Raw genomic sequence first — 19,368 nt, 5'->3', positions numbered from 1 at the left:
TGTTTGGTAGTTGTTTATGTTTTTTGTTTAAATAAAATTTTAAACTCTTGATTTTAAGACAAAAAAAGAGAAAAATAGAAGGAAAGAAATGTAGCTGATATTTTGTCTGGTAGCGTAGATTAAAATTGGGCATAAATAATCAGTCTTCTGAAGGCATAAATATCCGGAACATTCGGAAAATATGTATTTATTCTTTTTTTAAATTCAGCAGATAATTCTTCAAATTCATCGTCTTTTAAACGTTCTTGATAAACCGTTAATGCTGAGCCGGAAATAAAATCAAAAAAATCATTTTGACCAGTAGAAATAATAGGATATACTTTTTCATATAAGACAAGGTTCTGACCACCATTCTCGAAAAGAATTTTAGCATATTCGTCTAAAGTAAGTACAGGAGATGGACGTGTCCAGTTATTTAAGTAGGAAGCAAAAGGTTCTTCTTGTACTAAGTTTAAAAGTATTTTATTTAGAATATTTTCATTTTGCTGAGGCATTTGAACAGCTAATTGTCCACCAGAATTTAGACGAGAAATAATCTTTGGAAAAAGTTCATAATGATTATCGATCCACTGTAATGCTGCGTTTGAAAAAATAAGATCCCATTTGGCTGTATCGCTCAGTTGTGCTAAAATTGGTTTTTCTTCAAACTGTAGATTTTTTTGAACAGGAGCTTTTGCCAGCATTTCGGATGAGTTATCTATACCCAAAACTGTTGGACTATTTAATTTTTCCGATAGTTTTTTGGTTAGTTCGCCAGTTCCGCATCCTAAGTCAATAACTTTTAGGTTGGGTTTGTCAATAATATGACTTGTGAGATCTTCAAAAGGTTTGGAACGTTCTTCTTTAAATTCGTTGTATTTTTTTGGATCCCAAGTCATATTATTGTTTTTTCTAAAGTTAATAAAAATCTTTAACGTTTAAAAACTAAAGGAAGCGCTTGTCCCATTTGTTTAAAGGTTCCGGTGATAGTTTGATTTTTGTCAAGAACTCCTTCGTATTCGATTGTTAGATTATCAACAGTAAATTTTAATGTTGAATTTTCAAACGTGGTTGAAGTAACAGGTATTCCAAGTGCTTTCTGATCAGGACTGTCTAAAGTAGCGGTTAATTTGTTTTCTGATTTTGTAATATGTAGCACAAGATTTAGTTCTGCACCGGGAACCTTGAGGACACCTTTCCAGTCACCTTTAATATCTTGTGCGGACATGTTTAAAGCTGCGAAAAAGAATAAAAGAGCAAAATTGACTTTTTTCATGAGTTTGAAGTTTAAAATGAGAAACAATATTCTGTGTGATAATTCTGAAATAAAATTAAGGATTTAAATCTATTAAACCTCTGAAAAGTTGAATTTTAAAGTTATTCAAGCTCATGCCAAAAATGACCGCATCCATTTCTACACTCGGTATTCCTTCTTTCTGTATCAGTAATTTTAAAAATCCAAAGTAATGAAATTATTATTTTTCGATTTTCATTTTCAGGAAGTGAAGCCAATTTATTAAAAGCAATTTTTGTTGGAAAACTTTTAAGAATCACAATAGGCGTATAAGTTGGTTTTAATGGAATTGTATGTAATGCCATTTGATACACTTGTGAATTGTAATCTGTTTTGTTTGGAATGGAATTGAAAATATAAAAGTGAAGTGTTTTAAAAAGTTGTTCGAAAGAATAATTGTTATCCAATAACAACTGAACTCCAAAATCAAAGTCAATTTTGTCTTGTGCAATTTTATTGATTAATAATTCGTATTGGTTCATTGGTTAAAAAACGTTATCTGCTAAAAGAATATTTATTGCTAAAATATTAAAGATTATCGTCGTTTAGGAGTGCTTCTTGTGTGAGGAGATACATATGTTCCATCTTTTCGAGTATAACCTTTTACACGAACTGATCCGCCAGACGAAGTGGGTGTTGTATAAGTAGTATTTGAATAATTATAATTGTTAGAAGACATGATAGAATTGCTATAAACGGGATTTATGACCCATCCCTTATATTTCTTCCATTTAACTTTTCGATATTTGTTATCACTTGTATTGATATAAGCCCCATATCCCTTTGGGATTACTGCTATTACTTCTTTACAATCTTTAGAATTGTAAATATTAGCGTCTTCATCGATGTTTACAAAATAATAATTATTGGCACAAGAATTCAATACTATTAAAAGTAAAAGTAGAGATAGTTTTTTCATGTTAATTTGATTAATTTTTTAGTTAGTGTTTATTTTTATTAAAGTAAAATACTTGTAAATGAATATTAGGTGTAATGTATATATTCAACTTTAAGTTCTCAAATTTAGATAAAGAAGTAAAGCGTGTTTTATGGAAAACCGTAATAGCATTCGCTTTATAAAAAAATCTTATGAAAACGAGTTTGCGTAAGGGATAGAGGCGGTATCCTTTTACGGAGAGAAACGGAGTAAAAGATATAGCCGAAAGCCCGACCCGCCTTTTTCGGCGGGATACGCCCAAAAAGTTTTTAGTAATCTGAAACCAACAATCTAAAATCTAAAATTTCCAAAAAAAGTATATCTTTAACCAACACTAAACCAATAAAAATGCAAGAAAACGACCAGGAAAATTTTAAAAGAGAACTCGGATTATTAGATGGAACCATGCTTGTGGTTGGCTCTATGATAGGGTCCGGAATATTTATAGTAAGTGCCGATATAGCCCGACAAGTAGGATCAGCAGGATGGCTGACCCTTATATGGCTGATCTCCGGATTAATTACAATTATCGCTGCCGTAAGTTATGGCGAATTGAGTGCCATGTTTCCTAAAGCCGGCGGACAGTATGTTTATTTAAAAGAAGCATATAATAAACTTATTGCTTTTTTGTACGGATGGAGCTTTTTTGCCGTAATCCAAACCGGAACAATTGCTGCTGTTGGAGTAGCTTTCTCAAAGTTTGCCGCTTATCTATATGAACCTTTCAGCGATGAAAATATACTGTACGAATTGGGTTCGTTTAAGCTTAATGCAGCACAATTGGTATCTATTTTTACCATTGTGTTATTAAGTTATATTAACAGCCGCGGAGTTAAAAATGGAAAAATTTTACAGACAGTTTTAACTATTATTAAAATTTTGTCTCTGTTAGGATTGGTAGTTTTTGGCTTAACGCTTGGTGCAAAAGCTTCTATTTGGGATGCTAACTGGGCAGACGGATGGAGTACCCGTACATTTGATAAAGATAGTGGCTCTTGGTTACCAATTGGAGGGGCGGCATTAATTTCTGGGATTTCCGCTGCAATGGTAGGGTCCTTATTTTCTAGTGATGCCTGGAATGGTGTTACTTTTATTGCCGGTGAAATTAAAAATCCAAAACGTAATGTTGGTTTCAGTTTGTTTCTAGGAACTTTTATTGTGACTATAATTTATGTTCTAACGAATATTATGTATTTGGCAGTGGTTCCTTTTGATGAAATAGCTACAGCAAAATCGGATCGTGTTGCGGTTGTGGCCGCTCAGTATATTTTTGGAAATGTTGGAACACTGATTATTGCCATTATGATTATGATTTCGACTTTTGCCTGCAATAACGGATTAATTATGGCTGGGGCAAGAGTGTATTATACGATGGCAAAAGATGGATTGTTCTTCAAGAAAGCAGCAGTTTTAAATAAGTCAAGTGTGCCGGCTTGGGCACTTTGGGCGCAATGTATTTGGGCTTCGGCTTTGTGTTTGACAGGAAAATATGGTGATTTGTTAGACTTTGTAATTATAATTGTTCTGATTTTTTATATTCTAACAATTTATGGAATCTTCATTTTGCGTAAAAAAATGCCAGACGTTGAAAGGCCTTATAAAGCTTTTGGATATCCGTTTTTACCAATGCTTTATATTATCATAGCAACAGCAATTTGTATTTCGTTATTAATCACAAAATTTTCAACCTGCGGATGGGGAGTTTTGATTATGCTGACAGGTATTCCAGTTTATTATCTAACAAAACCTAAGGAATAGTTTTAGTTTTAAGTTTTAGGTTAAAACTGTAGAGCTTTATAAATAATTAAAGCGCCTTGAAATCATCAAGGCGCTTTTTTTGAAACAAATTCTAACCAAAATTAATTACTATATTCAAGGAAAAACCAGAAAGATATTAACTTGAAAATAGCCCTTAGATTAAACCAATTAAATAGGATTATGCTGATTTTTTAACTACGCGAATTAGTTAAATAGCCTAAATAATCTTTTAATCTTTGGGCTTGTATAAGATGTTTTTAATTTTTAACAGAATACGGAAGCGAAAGATTGCCGCTGGCAACGTTATAAACCTTATAAACCCCCAACATTGGTTTTGCTCCGTCGTCTTCATGCGAGCCTCCAGCTCCCGTACTAACTTCCATATAACAGGTTACTGCATCGAACTTGAAATTTGTTTTATTGTTAATTCGAAAATCCGGAACAATAACTTTTATAGAATTTCCTTTTGTAACAATATTAAAACCGGGACTATCCATATACATCGCCATTCCTGGATTTGTTGGAGGAAGTACAATATTTGGATCTCCTTTTGTAAATTCTTTAACAGAAAGTCCACCTCCAACACGTTTGTTTTCTACGAGAAGAACCCAATGGGCATGCCAGACCAGACCATCATTAAGATAATTTCCGTCCAGATTTTCATCCCAAAGTGGTGTGTCTTCAAAGTCAGGATGTGAAGTTAAACCCAAAGCAACAATTCCTTCAACCTGACCGAAACCGATATCAGATGATTTTAAAGTCGTTGGAAAAACATAGGCAAGAACAGGAGCTCCATTTAATTGTCCAACGGGTTTAGGCATGGTATTGCCTGCTGTTCCTTCTACTTTAATATCCCAGACTGTAATACCTAAATCTGCTTTATGAGTTATCGAAGCAGATTTTATCTTGAAATCACTGTTGTTATAAGTGCCGCATTTATCACAGGCTTTTGAAACAGTATAATTAAAAAAGAGGATTAGCAAAATAAGGATAGATTTTTTCATAATTCTTATGGTTTAATGTTGATTGATTACTTAAAACCAATACACATGCCAGACGAACAATTCCTTTAAAACATTGCTTTTAAAGTATTTTTATGTTTTCAGTGAAGTATTATATATCGTAAATTAGATTTTATTTAGTGAAATTTCGTTAAATATAAAGAGTACAAGCTTTTATATCTCTGACAAAAAAAAAGACATTGCTTAGAAAACAATGTCTTTAGAATTTAAAAATCAGTGGGATTACTATTTATATCACAGCAGTCTCAAGAGATGATTCTATAGTTGAATTAATAATTGATATGGTAAGCGGATCTGATTCTCCGGAGAAAAAAGCTTCCATAACTTCCTGAAAGATTGGATTTGCATTTTCTACCAAAGAAAACAAGGTCATGCAAGAACGTAATTTTCGGGCATCTAAATCACCAAAAATTCCGTCAGCTGACTTCATTTTAAAGGTTAATAATAACTCTGAAATTTCTATTAAATGTTTCCCTAAAATAGGATGTTCCAAATAATCTGAAGCTTCTTTTAGATCGTTAATGGCATAAAGATTTGCTGTATCACTTTTTCCTAAACCTTTAATTTGAGGGAAAATAAACCACATCCAATGCGTTTCTTTTTTCCCTTTTCCGATTTCAGAAAGAGCAGTAAGATAAAGTTTATTTTGCGCATCTAAGAAGCGTGCTAAATCGTTGTTTGAATAAGCCATTATGGTATTATATAATTTTAAAAGTTTGCAAAAATAGTAAAAAAGGAAGGTTCAGCCTAATAAAACGTTCATACAATCAGTATTTTAACTTTTTTCGACAGAATTTTCCTCATGCGGATTAAGCTAATAAATCAGCTAGTTTTTAGTTCTGAATGCATTACGTATTACGTTGCGTTTGCCTAAAAGTTAAATTAATTCGGGGTAAAACTTTACGAGCCGTTTTTGGAACATGATGCTGCCAAAAACTATTCGTAGTGCCCGCCATCAGTAAGAAAGAACCATGGTGAAGCGGAATCTCAACCAGTGGAATATCCTTTCTGAATTTATGGCGGAGTTTAAACATTCTCGTTTCTCCAAAAGTAACAGAAGCGATGACAGGATCTTTACCAGAATTGTCTTCCCGATCGCTGTGCCAGCCTACGCCATCTTTTCCGTTTCGATATAAATTTAACAGAAGACTATTAAAATCAAGCTGGGTTTCTTTCTCTACACGACTTCTGATTTTTAATAATTCATACGTCCAGTCGGGACCTTTGGGATCTGCACCAGCATTGTCTTTATCTTCATACCATGCAATCATTCTTGGGACAGTGTACGTTTTATCATAAACTTCCATTTCATATTCTCGCCATTTGGTTTTACGCAGTATTCTTTCATAAAAAGAATCTGATTCTTCTTTACTGAAAAAATTATCAATCAGAATCAGTTCGCAGTCTGGGAGATCAAAAATTTTCTTGCCTGTTTGTCCAGTCGTAAATAATTCGGTATCGCTAAATAGTGTCATAATTTTAATTTTTACAGCTCTATTTTTCTCTAATCTGATTTTAGGTTAAGAGATGCTTTTTGAAGAATACTTTTTTAGGATGTTTTTCTGCATAAGAAAAAATCAACTGTTCGATATATTGGTTGCTTTTATAAGGCGTAACATAATTTTTTACGTCTGAAGGTTCATGAATAGAAACATCCGAAGGAAGATATCCCATACCATAAAAGTGTCCGTTTTCAATCCAGATACAACTGCGCTCTTCTTTTGATTTTCCTTTATCGATAATGGCAAAAGAAGGTCTGTTGTTTAACAAATAATCAATGGCGTTGTCGACTTGTGCATTATGCATTAGAACATCAGGTAGGCTTTGTGGATTATTGTTCTGAAAAAACTCTCCTTCTTCGGATTTTGAATATTTGCAGAAACGATGATCAATTTCAAAACGTTCGGCCAGACTTCGGAGTAAATTAATGCCTTCATACAAACTGCTGAATTCATGGATACAAACCTGAAATTTACTTACTTTCCCAATGGCGAGATATTTATAACCGTTTCGGGCTTCGTATTGATAAATGCCAAATTTGGCTTCAAAACGTTTTAAAGCTCTGTTGTACGTTGGCCATAGTTTTTTGATTTCGGTGCATTCCAGTAAAAGTGCCATTAATTCAGTAGCACAGACTTCAAAAGAAATTCCGTGAATATCCCTTAAAAAATGCTGTCTCTGCGGATTAATATTATTACCACTGAAATGAGACGAAACTCGTTTCTTTAAATTAATCGCTTTTCCTACATAAATCACTTTTTTCGCCTGATTGTAAAAATAATATACCCCTGGTTTTTCAGGTAAATTATTAAAGTCGTCTGGCGGAAGATTAGGCGGTAAACGTTGATCTTGCGCTGTTTTTTTGATCATTTTTTCGATTTCTCCTGCATCGTCCCATTCTAATAAAAGAGAAAATAGGAGAGCAGTTGCATCGGCATCTCCACCCGCACGGTGTCTGTTTTCTAAAGATATATTTAATGAGTTGCAAAGATTTCCTAAACTGTAAGAACCTAATCCTGGTTTGATTTTTCTGGCGGCACGAACGGTGCAAAGTTTTTTAGCCGACCATTTAAAGCCTGCCTGTTCCAATTGATGATGAACAAATGAATAATCGAAATTGACGTTGTGCGCTACGAAAACACGGTCGGTCAGCATTTCTAAAACCTTCTCTGAAACATCATCGAAAATAGGAGCATTAGCAACCATCTCATTATTGATTCCAGTTAATCCAAAAATAGATGGAGGAATGTCCTGCTCCGGATTTACAAGGGTTTCATAACGATCCAGTACATTTTTACCATCATGAATAATGATTGCAATTTCTGTAATGCGGCTGCCACTGGCATTTCCGCCTGTGGTTTCAATATCGACTATAGCATATTCCGTATTTTTCATCTTTATATTAACGTAAAATGTTCTATTGGTGTTGTTTAATTAAGTTTTGACTATAATAACATCTTTGAGTGAAGTCGAAAACTTGGGAGATAATCTGTCCTGTTTCATTTTCCATTGTTTCCCCAAAGACTGTACGCCGAATTTGATTTTATTATTACCATAATTCTGGTTCATTTTATCAATAACACTCATCAAAGGTTGGTGTTTAGGATTTGAAGTATTGAATAGATTCAGTTGTGTTTCGTTGTTTGGCGTTAAGCCCATTACAATTACGCCTGCTTTTTTATAACGATAGCCCTTTTTAAAAATAGCCTTAAATCCTTTTTGTGCAGCTGCATTAAGTTCTATTGTAGAATTAGTTGGAAAATCTGTTGTAATGGTAATACTTCTTGAATAATGGGATTCTTCGTTTTTTATAAAACTAGTTTGGATAAAAACCGTTACCATATTGCAATGACAATTTTGGCGTCTTAATTTTTCGGCACATGAAGCTGTAAATGTGCTGATTCGTTCTGATATTTCTTCATAAGTAGTATATCTTTTTTCGAAAGATCTAGTGGTGGCAATCATTTTTCGATCTGAAGCTTCTTCTAAATCTAAAGTTGGTTTTCCTTCTAATTCATGTTTTAACCGAAGACCAACCACAGACATTTCTTTTCTTACCCAGGCATCTGGAAGTTGGGTAAACTCATAAGCGGTGTTGATTTTTTTTGCTTTAAGCCGTTTAGCGAGCTTTCTTCCAATTCCCCAGACATCTTCAATTTTAGCCCATTTTAAGGCTTTAATTCTTTTTTCTTCTGTATCGATACAATACACACTTTGTGTTCGATCGGCAAATTTTCGAGCAATTTTATTAGCCATTTTAGCCAAAGCCTTAGTAGGTGCAAAACCGATACTTACAGGAATACCTGTTCCTTGTGTCACTTCTTTCCGCATTTTTAAACCCATACTATTCAGATCAAATAAATCGTAACCTGAAAATTTCAAGAAAGCTTCATCAATACTGTAAATTTCGATTTCGGGAGTATAAGTTCGAAGCAGATTCATTACTCTATTACTCATATCGCCGTACAAAGGATAATTGGAAGAATAAACAAAAATGTTTTTTTCTTTAAAAACAGGTTCATACTTAAAAGCAGGAATAGCCATTGGTATGCCCAAAGCCTTAGCTTCGTCAGAACGAGAAATAACACAGCCGTCATTGTTGGAGAGAATAACGATAGGTTTTCCTCTTAAATGCGGTTCAAATACTCTTTGGCAAGAAGCATAAAAATTGTTACAATCGACTAAAGCAAACATTTCTAAAATTGTTTTAAAAAGTTTTGATACTATGAGTTACAATTCCCCAAATCACAAAATTATTTTCTGGGGTAACTTTTATAGGCTGATAATCTTCATTTTCGGCAATAAGCCATATTATATCTTTTTCTATTCTGATGCGTTTTACGGTAAATTCGCCGTCGATCTGACAAACAGCAATTTTATTGTTTTGTGGTTCCAGGCTTTTATCAATAATCAATAAATCACCATCATTAATACCTACATTTTTCATAGAATAACCTTTTACTCTAGCGAAATAGGTCGTATATTTATGTTTGATGAATTCTTTGTTGAGATCAATCGATAATTCGATAAAATCATCAGCGGGAGAAGGAAAGCCAGCACTTATACCAACGTCAAAAAAAGGCAGTCTTACTTCCGAACTTGTGTCCGTAATGTAAAGTTCAATTGATTTGTTGGTATTTATATTTCTCAATTTCATAATCACGTCAAAAAAATGGCTTTTGTATGAAACAAAATTAGTACAGATAATAACATTTTTTTATATATTTGCTGTTCCAAATTATAACAAATTAATTATGTCCTTATTTTCAGACAATATCAGAGCATTAAGGGTTAAGCATAAAATATCACAAGAAAAATTAGCTGAAAACCTAAGTATTACAAGAGGAAGATACGTGAAATACGAAGACGGAACTTCGGAAGCTCCGTATGACATTTTAAAGAAGATTGCATTATATTTTCATATGAGTATCGACTTGATATTATCTGTCGATATACGCAAAATTGATGTGCAAAATTTGATAAAATTAGAAGGCAACCGACTTATTTTACCCATTCAAGTGGATAGTTTTGGAGAAAATTTTATTGAAATTGTATCTCAAAAAGCAAAAGCGGGTTATCTAAACGGCTATGCTGATCCAGAATATATTGAAAGTTTACAACAGATTACACTTCCTTTTTTGGGACCAGGAAAACATCGCGGATTTCCCGTTGAAGGCGATTCAATGCCTCCACACGAAGATGGTTCTATTATTATTGGTCGTTATGTAGAAAAACTGGGAGAGGTGATGGACGGAAAAACCTATATTCTTATTACTAAGAATGAAGGAATGGTATATAAACGTCTCAATAAAAACAAAAAGAATAGTTTAGTTTTAGAATCCGACAACAATTTTTACCCAAATTATGAAGTGAAGGCTTCTGATATTTTGGAGATTTGGGAATACGAATGCAACATCGGTCGTTCAGACAAAAAACAAGAAACAACAGAAACTGGAGCAATGAAAGATTTGCTTTTAGAATTGAAACGTGAAGTTCGAGAGATTAAGAATAATACTTCGAATACATAAAAAGAGTTTTGCACAAAGGCGCTAAGACACAAAGCTATTCAAAAAAAACTTAAAAAAACTTTGTGTCTTAGCGCCTTTGTGGCAAAAAAAATCTAAAATATCTTCGCAAAACTCAACCCATATTGCTGTCCGTTATAAAAAGGCATTATCATAGAAGTTGATTTGTTCTCAGAATCTGACTTGAATAATTTCTTTGTAATATACGGATTGATCCAATACGCAATTTTGGTACTCAAAATTCCAATTCCTGCTCCAGCCGCAACATCGGTTAACCAATGGCGATTGTTGTAGATTCTAAATAATCCCGTTCCGGTTGCAACGGCATAACCTGCAATTCCGTACCAAATCGATTTGTCTTTATATTCTTGGTATAAAAATTCGGCACCCATAAATGCAGTTGCGGTGTGTCCAGAAGGAAAGGAATTATTCGAACTTCCATCAGGCCTTTCTACGTGTGAAATCGATTTTAAACCTAAAACCGTTGTCGCCATAATTGCATACGAAGTCACAAATATGACAGAACGATCCCGCATATTATTCTTGCCTTTTACCCCAAAAGCATTTAAAGCATAAACCGATGCGGCGGGTGCATATTGAGAGAAATCATCAATTGTAACTTTCTCGTCAATGTCTTCAGTAACTTCGGCTTTAATCTGGTGATTGAAACTCAAAAGCTGATCACTTTCTAAACCAATAACACCATAACCAATTAATACACTCGGAATAATTAATTGTTTGTAATTGAATTTTAAATTATGAGAAGTACTGTCAATTTTTGCGATCGAATCATTTTGTTGTGCATTCGCAGAAAATAATCCGAATAGGAATACGAGGGAAATCGTTTTGTGAAACATTGTTTTTGTCGTTATATTTTGCAATAGTAACGAATGTTTAATGTCGGTATTTTGCTCTTAACTGAACATTAAGCGAACTTTAATTTGTTGGTTTTAAATAGGGTAATTGGATTAAGATTGGCTAAATTTTATTTATTCAGATTGTTGATTTTAAGTAAATAAAGTCCCAGCGGGACGATATATTTATAGAAAATTTATTAGATACGTTTTTTAAGCCCCAGCGGGGTGAAATATATCGCTCCGCTGGAGCTTATTATCAATGTGAATCAAATTAGCTATAAATATCTCGCTTCTCCGAAGCTCTTTTAATATTTTTTCTTTTAATAATTCACAATTCACAATTCACAATTCACAATTCACAATTTTTTTATACTTTCAAAGAAAACCAAAACGTACTTCCCAATCCCAAATTGCTTTCTACACCAACATTCCCGTTTTGTGCCTCAATAAATTCTTTGCTAATCGCTAAGCCCAATCCCGTTCCAGATTTCTGACTTCCAGGAACCTGAAAATATTTATCAAAAACTTTGTCTTTATATCGTGTATCAATTCCTTTTCCGGTGTCGATAACCTGAAATACGATTTGATTATTTTCTTTTTTTAGTTTGATGTGAATGGTACTTTTTTCAGAAGAATATCTTATCGCATTCGACAAATAATTAATCAAAACCCAGCCTGTTTTTTCGCTGTCGGCTTTTACGTCTTGTAGATTTTCATCAGTGTCAATAACCAATTTGATTTGTTTTTGTTCCGCCTGAACTTTTACCGCTTCGACAGCATAATTTACAATTTCATGCGGATTGCTTTTTTCGATATTCAACTGAATATTTCCAGTTTCTAATTGCGATAGATTAAGCAATTCACCCGTAATTTTCAATAAGCGCTGACTGTCATCTTTTATGCTTTCGACCAATTGTTTTTGGTCTTCGTTCATATCGCCTGTTTTTTCATTTTCAAGCAATTTTAGACTTAATTTTATCGAGGCAATTGGTGTTTTTAATTCGTGTGAAACGGTTGCAATAAAATTGGTTTTCGCAAAATCCAGTTCTTTAAAAAGCGTAATATTTCTTAGAATAATAACATCACCAATATTGATTTCTTTTTCTTCTCCAGTCGGAATTATGGTAATATTCAGAATTTCTTTTTCGAAATAACTTTCTTTTCCGTGCGCATAAATTTTAAGCGGTTGTTTTTTAGGAGAATCTGAATCTTCTTTTAAAATTAAAGAACGAATCAAATCATTCGACAAGGCTAGAGTAGAAGCCGATTTCCCGATAACATCTTCTAGTTTCAGACCAACAATTTTCAGCGCTTCATCATTGGCAAACAAAACAATTCCTTCATGATCTAATCCAATAATAGGATCGTTCATATTATTGATCAAAGTTTCCAGTCGTTTCTTTTCGAAGAAGAGTTTGTACAAATTACTATCATTATATTCCTGAAGTTTCTGCGCCATTGTATTAAACGATTTGGCCAAATCTCCAAATTCGCTATGACTCGTAAAATGAACACGCTCTGAATAGTTTTTATTGGCAATTTCCTTAATACTCAGCGTTAATTCCTTAATTGGATTTGCAATATTGTTTGGGAGATTAACCAGCAGATTAAAAGCAATCAGAAAGCATAAACTTCCCACAATGGCAATCCATAAATTAGCATTTTCGGCGGTATGTTTGGCAATATCGCTTTTCTGTTTTATAGCATCCAGATTGAGCTTCATGATGGCAAAAATATCCTGTCTGATTTTTGCTTTTATGGTTTCGTTTGCTCCGTTTTGTTCTAAAAGTGTAAAGCTTTTTTCAAGGTTTTCGGTCGCTTCTTTTTCTCCGGGTTCGGTAACATTTTGCGTTTGTTTCTCAAGATATTCCTTGAAAACATGAATCTTGCTATCAGGACTCGATTTAATTTCATCCAAAGACAAAATCATATTTCGCGAATATTCGAGCGTATTGTAATTCGCTTTCAGAATATTCTCGGTATCTGCTTTTATCAAAAAAACAGAATAACCGCTCACTAACGAAAGTATAATGATCATTAAAAATAATAATCCAACTCCCAGATTCAATTTGGTTTTAATTCTCATTTTATAAAACATTTAATTTTTTTTTGAACCATATAAGTGATATAAGAAAATATTAGAGTTTTTTTTTAACCGCAAAGACGCTAAGGTTTCGCAAAGCACGCAAAGATTTTTTTATAGTACAGACAAAAAACTTTGCGCCCTTGCGACTTTGCGAGCAAAAACTCTAGCGAACTTTGCGTAAAAACTTTGCGTCTTTGCGGTTAAACTCAACGCCTCGAATTTAAATGAACTTAATATAACTTATATGGTTTAAAAATTTTTCACGACAGGATAACAAGATCAACATTTGATAAAGACAGTTTGTTTAGCAAACGTCTAAAAATTGTTGTAGACAAAATTACTTTAAATAAATTCAAATGCGGTTTCCCGATGCAGACTGTTGTAATTTGTTTTTCTTCAACTGTTGCCAAAATCGCATCGGCAATATTACTGTTTTCCAGTTTAATTACTTCTGCGCCTAATTGCACGGCGAGTTTAAAGTTATTAATTAAATGTCTTTGTTTGTCCAAAGCAATTTTATTACTGCTTTCCTGCGGAGTTTCCACATATAAAACATACCACAATCCGTTATAATAACTGGAGAGTCTTGCTGTTTTTCTAATTACAATTTTAGCCGTTTTATCATTACTGCTAATGCAAGCCAACAATTTCTCATGTCGTAAAGCATGAAGATTCGGAACTTCATTTTCAACTTTTCGAACGACCTGACTCGCTACTTCTTTCAAAGCCAATTCCCGAAGTTGTAAAATCTGTTCCGATTTAAAAAAGTTCGTTAATGCCGTCTGAATTTTATCCGGAGTATAAATTTTCCCTTCTTTCAAACGCGCAATCAAATCTTCAGATGTTAAATCGATATTCACGACTTCATCCGCCAATCGCAAAACATTGTCCGGAATACGTTCCTGAACATCAATGTTTGTAATCCGTTTTACATCTTCATTTAAACTTTCAATATGTTGAATATTGACAGCCGAAATCACATTAATTCCAGCTTCCAGAATCTCCAAAACATCCTGCCAGCGTTTTTCATTTTTACTTCCTTCAACGTTCGTGTGTGCTAATTCGTCAACTATCACAACTTCTGGACGAAGATTGATAATTGCCTGAACATCGAGTTCTTCCAGTTCTTTTCCTTTATAGAAAATGGTTCGTCTCGGAATAATCGGCAAACCTGCTAATAATTCATGCGTTTCTTTTCGCATGTGCGTTTCGATGTAGCCGATTTTTACATCGATTCCGTTTTTCAATAACGAATGCGCTTCCTGAAGCATACGAAAAGTCTTGCCCACACCGGCACTCATTCCAATGTAGATTTTAAACTTTCCCTTTCGTGATTTCTGAATTAAATCGAGAAAGTGCTGTGCGTTATTATTTTCGTTTTCCATAATTTTTGCCACGAAGGCGCTAAGTCACAAAGTTTTATTTTTTTTAGCCACGAATTCACGAATTTTTATTTGAAATAATTCGTGAATTCGTGGCGAATAAATTAGCACAAAAAAATCCTTTTAATCTGTGTAATCTGTGGCAAGAAATATTCTCCTAAAAACTAATCGTCAGCGAAGTCGTTACAAACGTATTCGTATCCGTTGGAAGATTGTCTTTATTGGTGAAGATTTCATCTTTACTTGAAAGATTTCTTGCTTCAATTCTAAACATAACATTATCAGTGACTAAGTAATCAAAGTTAGCCGAAAATCCGTAAGTTTTAAAACCATTTGGCGTTTCAATTGCGATAATTACACCTTTTTCATCACTATAATATTCACCTCTTACTGCAAGCTGAATCTTGTCAACTGGTTTGTACTGCAGAATCAAAACTGGCGAAAACCAAGTATCATATTTATCACTTCCTTTAGCCGATTGCTGAGATCCAATATCAAAACCAGCTGTAATATTTGTCTTTTCCGTTACCTTAAATTGTCCGTAAAAGTTGTTGAAATAACGCCATTTTTTATCAATATCCGGCTGTTCATTTCCAACATAAGTACTCCAGTTCAAAACAACCCGATCAGAAGGTTTGTACGTAACCTGAGTTCCAAAAGCAGGTGTTTGATTGCCTTCTACTTTCTCAATTCTCTGCCAGCCATTCAAGAACATTCCCGCCAAATACCATTCTCCAGATTCAGACGTATAACCAATTTTTACTCCCGTTTCATAATAAGGAGAATTCTCAGCCAAAATACTTCTCGTTAAAGTCTGACAGTCTTTTCCAATCGCACTTTCAAAACCAATATGCGAAGGCATAATTCCCGCATCAACCCATAAATTATGGTTTTTCGAAATCTTTACACCAACATTCGCCTCGTAAACATTTTTCAATAAACCCTGTTCGGCAGACATATTATATTCGGCATAAGTTCCCGCCATCAAGGCAAAATTCCCCCGAATATTTTCTTTCGAATAATTCACTTTTGCCATTCCCAAATTCAGGTTTACCTCGTTGCTTTTATTATAACTGTAAAAAAAGTTCGGCCGAGTATGATTTTCCGGTTTCCCGAAATCATAACTATAATATGCATCTACATATCCCGAAAATGTCAATGGACTTTTAGATTCTTCTTGTGCATGTAAATTGCTGTAACCAAAAGCGATTAAAGCAGTAAGTATTATTTTTTTCATTTTTGTGGTATTCTATTATTTATTAGTAGATTTTTTAGGAGCTATTTCCCGCTATCCGCTTCAATCTTTTGTGCCGAACCCCGGCACAAAAGGATTTCCACTACTATCGGGGCTAGGGCATTTGGGGTAAAAAGGCGTTTTTGGATTATAATATTTTCATATCCTAACAGGTTTCCAAAACCTGTTAGGTATTAATGTAAGTTTAGTTTTTCGATTCCAATTCTCGCCATTTTTTGTCATCCCGAGGAACGAGGGATCACACTAGAAACTCGACAAAGATTGACGATCATGCGGACGGAGTTTCTCGTGTGATCCTTCGTTCCTCAGGATGACAAACGGTGTGGTTACTTCATGATGATTGTTGATGAAGATTAATCATACCTAACAGGTTTTTAAAACCTGTTAGGAGAAAAATCTTAGATCCTTAGCGACTCAGTATCTTAGAACCTTAGCGACTTAGCGAAGCTGATCCAAAGCCACATTCAATTCTAAAACATTCACAGTTTCAGGCCCAACAACAGCAGTATTAATTTTAGATTCAACCAAAGCTTTTACTTTAGCTTCAGCTAAATTTCTTTCTTTCGCAATTCGTTTTACCTGAATCAAAGCGCCTTGCGGAGAAATATTCGGATCTAAACCACTTCCAGAAGCCGTAACCATATCCGACGGAATATCAGATTTTTTCAAGTACGGATGAACCAATAAAAGGGTATCAATTCTTTTTTGAACCAAAGCCAAATAATCAGGATTGCTTGGGCCTTTGTTGCTTCCGGCACTTCCCGCCGCGTTATAATCAACAGCCGAAGGTCTTCCCCAGAAATAATTCGACTTATCGAATTTCTGACCGATTTTTTGGTAACCAACCACTTTTCCGTTAACCGAAATTGTTTCTCCTTTTCCTTGATTGGGAGCAATTTGTGCGATTCCGTAAATCGCTAAAGGATAAATAACTGCGAACAAGATTAAAGTAGCCACAGTAAATTTTATTATAGAAAATAGATTTTTCATTTTTTTTGAGATTCTAAGGGACTAAGTTGCTAAGGTTCTAAGTTTTTTTTCAGAAGCTTAGCAATCTAAAGTCTGTGTTTTTTATTTGAGTTTTTAAAGATTCCTGAATTTTACGATTCTAAGAGAAAAACCTTAGTCCCTTAGAATCTTAGCATCTTAGAACCTTACATAAAAAGTGCTACCAGTAAATCAATTACCTTAATTCCGATAAAAGGGACAATCAATCCGCCTAAACCATAAATCAAAAGGTTTCTTTTAAGAATTGCACTAGCTCCAATTGGACGATAATCAACCCCTTTCAGCGCAAGCGGAATCAATATCGGAATGATAATCGCATTGAAAATTACAGCTGATAAAATCGCACTTTCAGGACTATGCAAATGCATAATATTCAAACCTTGAAGCGCAGGAATCGCAGTAATAAAAAGAGCAGGAACAATAGCAAAATATTTCGCAACGTCATTTGCAATAGAAAAAGTAGTTAAAGTACCTCGGGTCATTAAAAGCTGTTTTCCAATTTCAACAATCTCGATTAATTTCGTTGGATCATTGTCAAGATCGACCATGTTTCCGGCTTCTTTGGCCGCTTGAGTTCCACTGTTCATCGCAACGCCGACATTGGCTTGGGCAAGGGCAGGAGCATCATTTGTTCCGTCCCCCATCATGGCAACCAGACGGCCTTCAGCTTGTTCTTTTCGGATATAATTCATTTTATCCTCAGGTTTTGCTTCAGCGATAAAATCATCAACTCCGGCTTTTTCTGCGATAAATTTAGCCGTCAAAGGATTATCACCTGTAACCATAACCGTTTTGATTCCCATTCGGCGTAAACGTTCAAAACGTTCTTTCATTCCGGTTTTGATAATATCCTGAAGTTCGATAACACCTTGAACTTCATTGTTTTTGATTACTACCAATGGAGTTCCTCCATTAGATGAAATTGTGATTACTTGTTGTGCAGTATCTTCAGGGAAAGAATTTCCGGCTTGTTGCGCAATGTTTTTTGCAGCGTCTTGTGCTCCTTTTCTAATATTAGTTCCATCTTTTAATACGACTCCAGAAGTTCTAGTTTCCGCAGTAAATTTGATAGTATGTGAAATATCAGAAGTAGTCTTTAAGAAACTTGCTTTCGTTTCATTTTTTACATCTATCATTTCACTCAACTCCAAAATACTCTTTCCTTCCGGAGTATCATCTGCAAGCGAACTCAAAACAGCCGATTTAACGAACTCATCAAAAGAAATTCCTTTCGTTGGATAAAAATTGGTTGCTTTTCGGTTTCCAATTGTAATAGTTCCAGTTTTATCCAAAAGCAATACGTCAATATCTCCAGCAGTTTCAACCGCTTTCCCCGATTTTGTAATTACGTTAGCGCGCAACGCTCTGTCCATTCCGGCAATACCAATTGCAGAAAGCAGACCTCCAATTGTAGTTGGAATCAAACACACGAATAATGCAATGAAAGCCGCGATCGTGATGGGTGCGTTGGCATAGTCGGCAAACGGTTTTAGCGTAACGCACACAATCACGAAAATTAAAGTAAATGCGGCTAATAAAATGGTTAAGGCAATTTCGTTTGGTGTTTTCTGACGGCTCGCACCTTCAACCAAAGCAATCATTTTATCTAAAAAGCTTTCGCCTGGTTCAGAAGTTACTTTTACTTTAATTTTATCAGATAATACTTTTGTCCCTCCGGTAACGGAAGATTTATCTCCGCCTGCTTCCCGAATTACAGGAGCACTTTCTCCGGTAATGGCACTTTCGTCGATTGTAGCCAACCCTTCGATAATTTCACCATCGGCAGCAATTAAATCACCGGCTTCACAAACGAAAATATCGTCTTTTTTTAATGCTGAAGAACTGATATTTTTGATTTCTCCGTTTGGCAGAATCTGTCTTGCAGGAGTTTCTTCTCTTGTTTTTCTTAAACTGTCCGCTTGTGCTTTTCCTCTTGCTTCGGCAATGGCTTCGGCGAAATTGGCAAATAAAAGCGTTGCCAGTAAAATTAAAAATACAATTAAGTTATAAGTAAAACTTCCCTGATCGTTTGCGCCCATTAATATCGAAATACAGACAGCAAACATAATGGCTGTTCCAATTTCTACGGTAAACATTACCGGATTTTTGATCATCATTTTTGGGTTCAGCTTGACAAAAGACTGCAAGAATGCTTCTTTTACCTGTTTACTTTCAAACAATGATGTGGATTTATTAGTTGTCATTTTCTTGTAAAAAGTTAAATGTTATTTGTTAAATGTTATGCGATAAAAACACATAGATTAT

General features: G+C 34.5%; 18 protein-coding genes. 2 read left to right on the top strand and 16 right to left on the bottom strand.

Features of this window, described 5'->3' with window-relative positions; all coding sequences use genetic code 11:
- Positions 1-119: 119 nt before the first annotated feature.
- The 4 genes from ACFS3A_RS14425 to ACFS3A_RS14410 form a co-directional block, all read right to left on the bottom strand.
- Positions 120-878 (bottom strand): methyltransferase domain-containing protein, encoded by a 759-nt coding sequence (locus ACFS3A_RS14425; RefSeq protein WP_379826297.1) that lies wholly within the window; start codon positions 876-878, stop codon positions 120-122.
- 32 nt (positions 879-910) lie between these two features.
- Positions 911-1,255: a hypothetical protein gene (locus ACFS3A_RS14420; protein ID WP_379826296.1), complete on the bottom strand. Its 345-nt coding sequence runs from the start codon at positions 1,253-1,255 to the stop codon at positions 911-913.
- Positions 1,256-1,356: 101 nt separating this feature from the next.
- Complete coding sequence (locus ACFS3A_RS14415) at positions 1,357-1,755, bottom strand: DUF5958 family protein (RefSeq protein ID WP_379826295.1); 399 nt, start codon at positions 1,753-1,755, stop codon at positions 1,357-1,359.
- Between the two features lie 53 nt (positions 1,756-1,808).
- Entirely contained in the window at positions 1,809-2,192 is a 384-nt protein-coding gene (locus ACFS3A_RS14410) for a hypothetical protein (RefSeq protein ID WP_379826294.1), read from the bottom strand.
- A 366-nt stretch (positions 2,193-2,558) separates the two neighbouring features.
- On the opposite strand from ACFS3A_RS14410, the gene ACFS3A_RS14405 reads away from it, so the two are divergent.
- Positions 2,559-3,968: an APC family permease gene (locus tag ACFS3A_RS14405; RefSeq protein ID WP_379826293.1), complete on the top strand. Its 1,410-nt coding sequence runs from the start codon at positions 2,559-2,561 to the stop codon at positions 3,966-3,968.
- Positions 3,969-4,225: 257 nt separating this feature from the next.
- Here ACFS3A_RS14405 and ACFS3A_RS14400 read toward each other — a convergent pair whose 3' ends face one another.
- The 6 genes from ACFS3A_RS14400 to ACFS3A_RS14375 form a co-directional block, all read right to left on the bottom strand.
- Complete coding sequence (locus ACFS3A_RS14400) at positions 4,226-4,972, bottom strand: hypothetical protein (RefSeq protein WP_379826292.1); 747 nt, start codon at positions 4,970-4,972, stop codon at positions 4,226-4,228.
- 247 nt (positions 4,973-5,219) lie between these two features.
- Positions 5,220-5,681 (bottom strand): DUF1810 domain-containing protein, encoded by a 462-nt coding sequence (locus ACFS3A_RS14395; RefSeq protein WP_379826291.1) that lies wholly within the window; start codon positions 5,679-5,681, stop codon positions 5,220-5,222.
- A 157-nt stretch (positions 5,682-5,838) separates the two neighbouring features.
- The gene (locus ACFS3A_RS14390) at positions 5,839-6,465 is read right to left on the bottom strand and encodes an alpha-ketoglutarate-dependent dioxygenase AlkB family protein (RefSeq protein ID WP_379826290.1); all 627 of its coding nucleotides are present in this window, start codon (positions 6,463-6,465) and stop codon (positions 5,839-5,841) included.
- Between the two features lie 40 nt (positions 6,466-6,505).
- A complete protein-coding gene (locus tag ACFS3A_RS14385; protein WP_379826289.1) occupies positions 6,506-7,885 on the bottom strand; it encodes an exonuclease domain-containing protein in 1,380 nt (459 codons plus the stop codon).
- Positions 7,886-7,924: 39 nt separating this feature from the next.
- On the bottom strand, positions 7,925-9,184 hold the full coding sequence (locus ACFS3A_RS14380) for a Y-family DNA polymerase (protein ID WP_379826288.1): 1,260 nt from the start codon (positions 9,182-9,184) through the stop codon (positions 7,925-7,927).
- A 13-nt stretch (positions 9,185-9,197) separates the two neighbouring features.
- Positions 9,198-9,647: a LexA family protein gene (locus ACFS3A_RS14375; protein ID WP_379826287.1), complete on the bottom strand. Its 450-nt coding sequence runs from the start codon at positions 9,645-9,647 to the stop codon at positions 9,198-9,200.
- A 97-nt stretch (positions 9,648-9,744) separates the two neighbouring features.
- Between ACFS3A_RS14375 and ACFS3A_RS14370 the strand changes: the two genes are divergently transcribed.
- Complete coding sequence (locus ACFS3A_RS14370; protein WP_179001052.1) at positions 9,745-10,518, top strand: XRE family transcriptional regulator; 774 nt, start codon at positions 9,745-9,747, stop codon at positions 10,516-10,518.
- 92 nt (positions 10,519-10,610) lie between these two features.
- Here the strand turns inward: ACFS3A_RS14370 and ACFS3A_RS14365 are convergent, their stop codons facing one another.
- The 6 genes from ACFS3A_RS14365 to kdpB form a co-directional block, all read right to left on the bottom strand.
- The gene (locus ACFS3A_RS14365) at positions 10,611-11,372 is read right to left on the bottom strand and encodes a phosphatase PAP2 family protein (RefSeq protein WP_379826286.1); all 762 of its coding nucleotides are present in this window, start codon (positions 11,370-11,372) and stop codon (positions 10,611-10,613) included.
- 367 nt (positions 11,373-11,739) lie between these two features.
- Positions 11,740-13,458 (bottom strand): ATP-binding protein, encoded by a 1,719-nt coding sequence (locus ACFS3A_RS14360; RefSeq protein ID WP_379826285.1) that lies wholly within the window; start codon positions 13,456-13,458, stop codon positions 11,740-11,742.
- Between the two features lie 260 nt (positions 13,459-13,718).
- The gene (locus ACFS3A_RS14355; RefSeq protein ID WP_035652123.1) at positions 13,719-14,843 is read right to left on the bottom strand and encodes a histidine kinase; all 1,125 of its coding nucleotides are present in this window, start codon (positions 14,841-14,843) and stop codon (positions 13,719-13,721) included.
- Positions 14,844-14,997: 154 nt separating this feature from the next.
- Complete coding sequence (locus tag ACFS3A_RS14350) at positions 14,998-16,077, bottom strand: porin (protein ID WP_379826284.1); 1,080 nt, start codon at positions 16,075-16,077, stop codon at positions 14,998-15,000.
- A gap of 456 nt (positions 16,078-16,533) precedes the next feature.
- Entirely contained in the window at positions 16,534-17,085 is a 552-nt protein-coding gene (locus ACFS3A_RS14345; protein WP_379826283.1) for a K(+)-transporting ATPase subunit C, read from the bottom strand.
- A gap of 164 nt (positions 17,086-17,249) precedes the next feature.
- Entirely contained in the window at positions 17,250-19,307 is a 2,058-nt protein-coding gene (gene kdpB / locus ACFS3A_RS14340) for a potassium-transporting ATPase subunit KdpB (protein ID WP_379826282.1), read from the bottom strand.
- Positions 19,308-19,368 lie beyond the last annotated feature (61 nt).

Source organism: Flavobacterium notoginsengisoli, from assembly GCF_042686225.1.
GTDB classification, from domain to species: Bacteria; Bacteroidota; Bacteroidia; order Flavobacteriales; family Flavobacteriaceae; genus Flavobacterium; species Flavobacterium notoginsengisoli.
The sequence above is the reverse complement of the archived record's forward strand: the minus strand, read 5'-3'. Positions and strand labels throughout refer to the sequence as shown.

What these genes read in the sequence shown, in the direction of transcription:
- ACFS3A_RS14355 (WP_035652123.1), bottom strand. Translation starts at nt 14,843, where the DNA reads ATGGAAAACGAAAATAATAACGCACAGCACTTTCTCGATTTAATTCAG.
- ACFS3A_RS14350 (WP_379826284.1), bottom strand. Translation starts at nt 16,077, where the DNA reads ATGAAAAAAATAATACTTACTGCTTTAATCGCTTTTGGTTACAGCAAT.
- ACFS3A_RS14390 (WP_379826290.1), bottom strand. Translation starts at nt 6,465, where the DNA reads ATGACACTATTTAGCGATACCGAATTATTTACGACTGGACAAACAGGC.
- ACFS3A_RS14405 (WP_379826293.1), top strand. Translation starts at nt 2,559, where the DNA reads ATGCAAGAAAACGACCAGGAAAATTTTAAAAGAGAACTCGGATTATTA.
- ACFS3A_RS14410 (WP_379826294.1), bottom strand. Translation starts at nt 2,192, where the DNA reads ATGAAAAAACTATCTCTACTTTTACTTTTAATAGTATTGAATTCTTGT.
- ACFS3A_RS14360 (WP_379826285.1), bottom strand. Translation starts at nt 13,458, where the DNA reads ATGAGAATTAAAACCAAATTGAATCTGGGAGTTGGATTATTATTTTTA.
- ACFS3A_RS14400 (WP_379826292.1), bottom strand. Translation starts at nt 4,972, where the DNA reads ATGAAAAAATCTATCCTTATTTTGCTAATCCTCTTTTTTAATTATACT.
- ACFS3A_RS14415 (WP_379826295.1), bottom strand. Translation starts at nt 1,755, where the DNA reads ATGAACCAATACGAATTATTAATCAATAAAATTGCACAAGACAAAATT.
- ACFS3A_RS14420 (WP_379826296.1), bottom strand. Translation starts at nt 1,255, where the DNA reads ATGAAAAAAGTCAATTTTGCTCTTTTATTCTTTTTCGCAGCTTTAAAC.
- ACFS3A_RS14370 (WP_179001052.1), top strand. Translation starts at nt 9,745, where the DNA reads ATGTCCTTATTTTCAGACAATATCAGAGCATTAAGGGTTAAGCATAAA.
- ACFS3A_RS14345 (WP_379826283.1), bottom strand. Translation starts at nt 17,085, where the DNA reads ATGAAAAATCTATTTTCTATAATAAAATTTACTGTGGCTACTTTAATC.
- ACFS3A_RS14395 (WP_379826291.1), bottom strand. Translation starts at nt 5,681, where the DNA reads ATGGCTTATTCAAACAACGATTTAGCACGCTTCTTAGATGCGCAAAAT.
- kdpB (WP_379826282.1), bottom strand. Translation starts at nt 19,307, where the DNA reads ATGACAACTAATAAATCCACATCATTGTTTGAAAGTAAACAGGTAAAA.
- ACFS3A_RS14375 (WP_379826287.1), bottom strand. Translation starts at nt 9,647, where the DNA reads ATGAAATTGAGAAATATAAATACCAACAAATCAATTGAACTTTACATT.
- ACFS3A_RS14425 (WP_379826297.1), bottom strand. Translation starts at nt 878, where the DNA reads ATGACTTGGGATCCAAAAAAATACAACGAATTTAAAGAAGAACGTTCC.
- ACFS3A_RS14385 (WP_379826289.1), bottom strand. Translation starts at nt 7,885, where the DNA reads ATGAAAAATACGGAATATGCTATAGTCGATATTGAAACCACAGGCGGA.
- ACFS3A_RS14365 (WP_379826286.1), bottom strand. Translation starts at nt 11,372, where the DNA reads ATGTTTCACAAAACGATTTCCCTCGTATTCCTATTCGGATTATTTTCT.
- ACFS3A_RS14380 (WP_379826288.1), bottom strand. Translation starts at nt 9,184, where the DNA reads ATGTTTGCTTTAGTCGATTGTAACAATTTTTATGCTTCTTGCCAAAGA.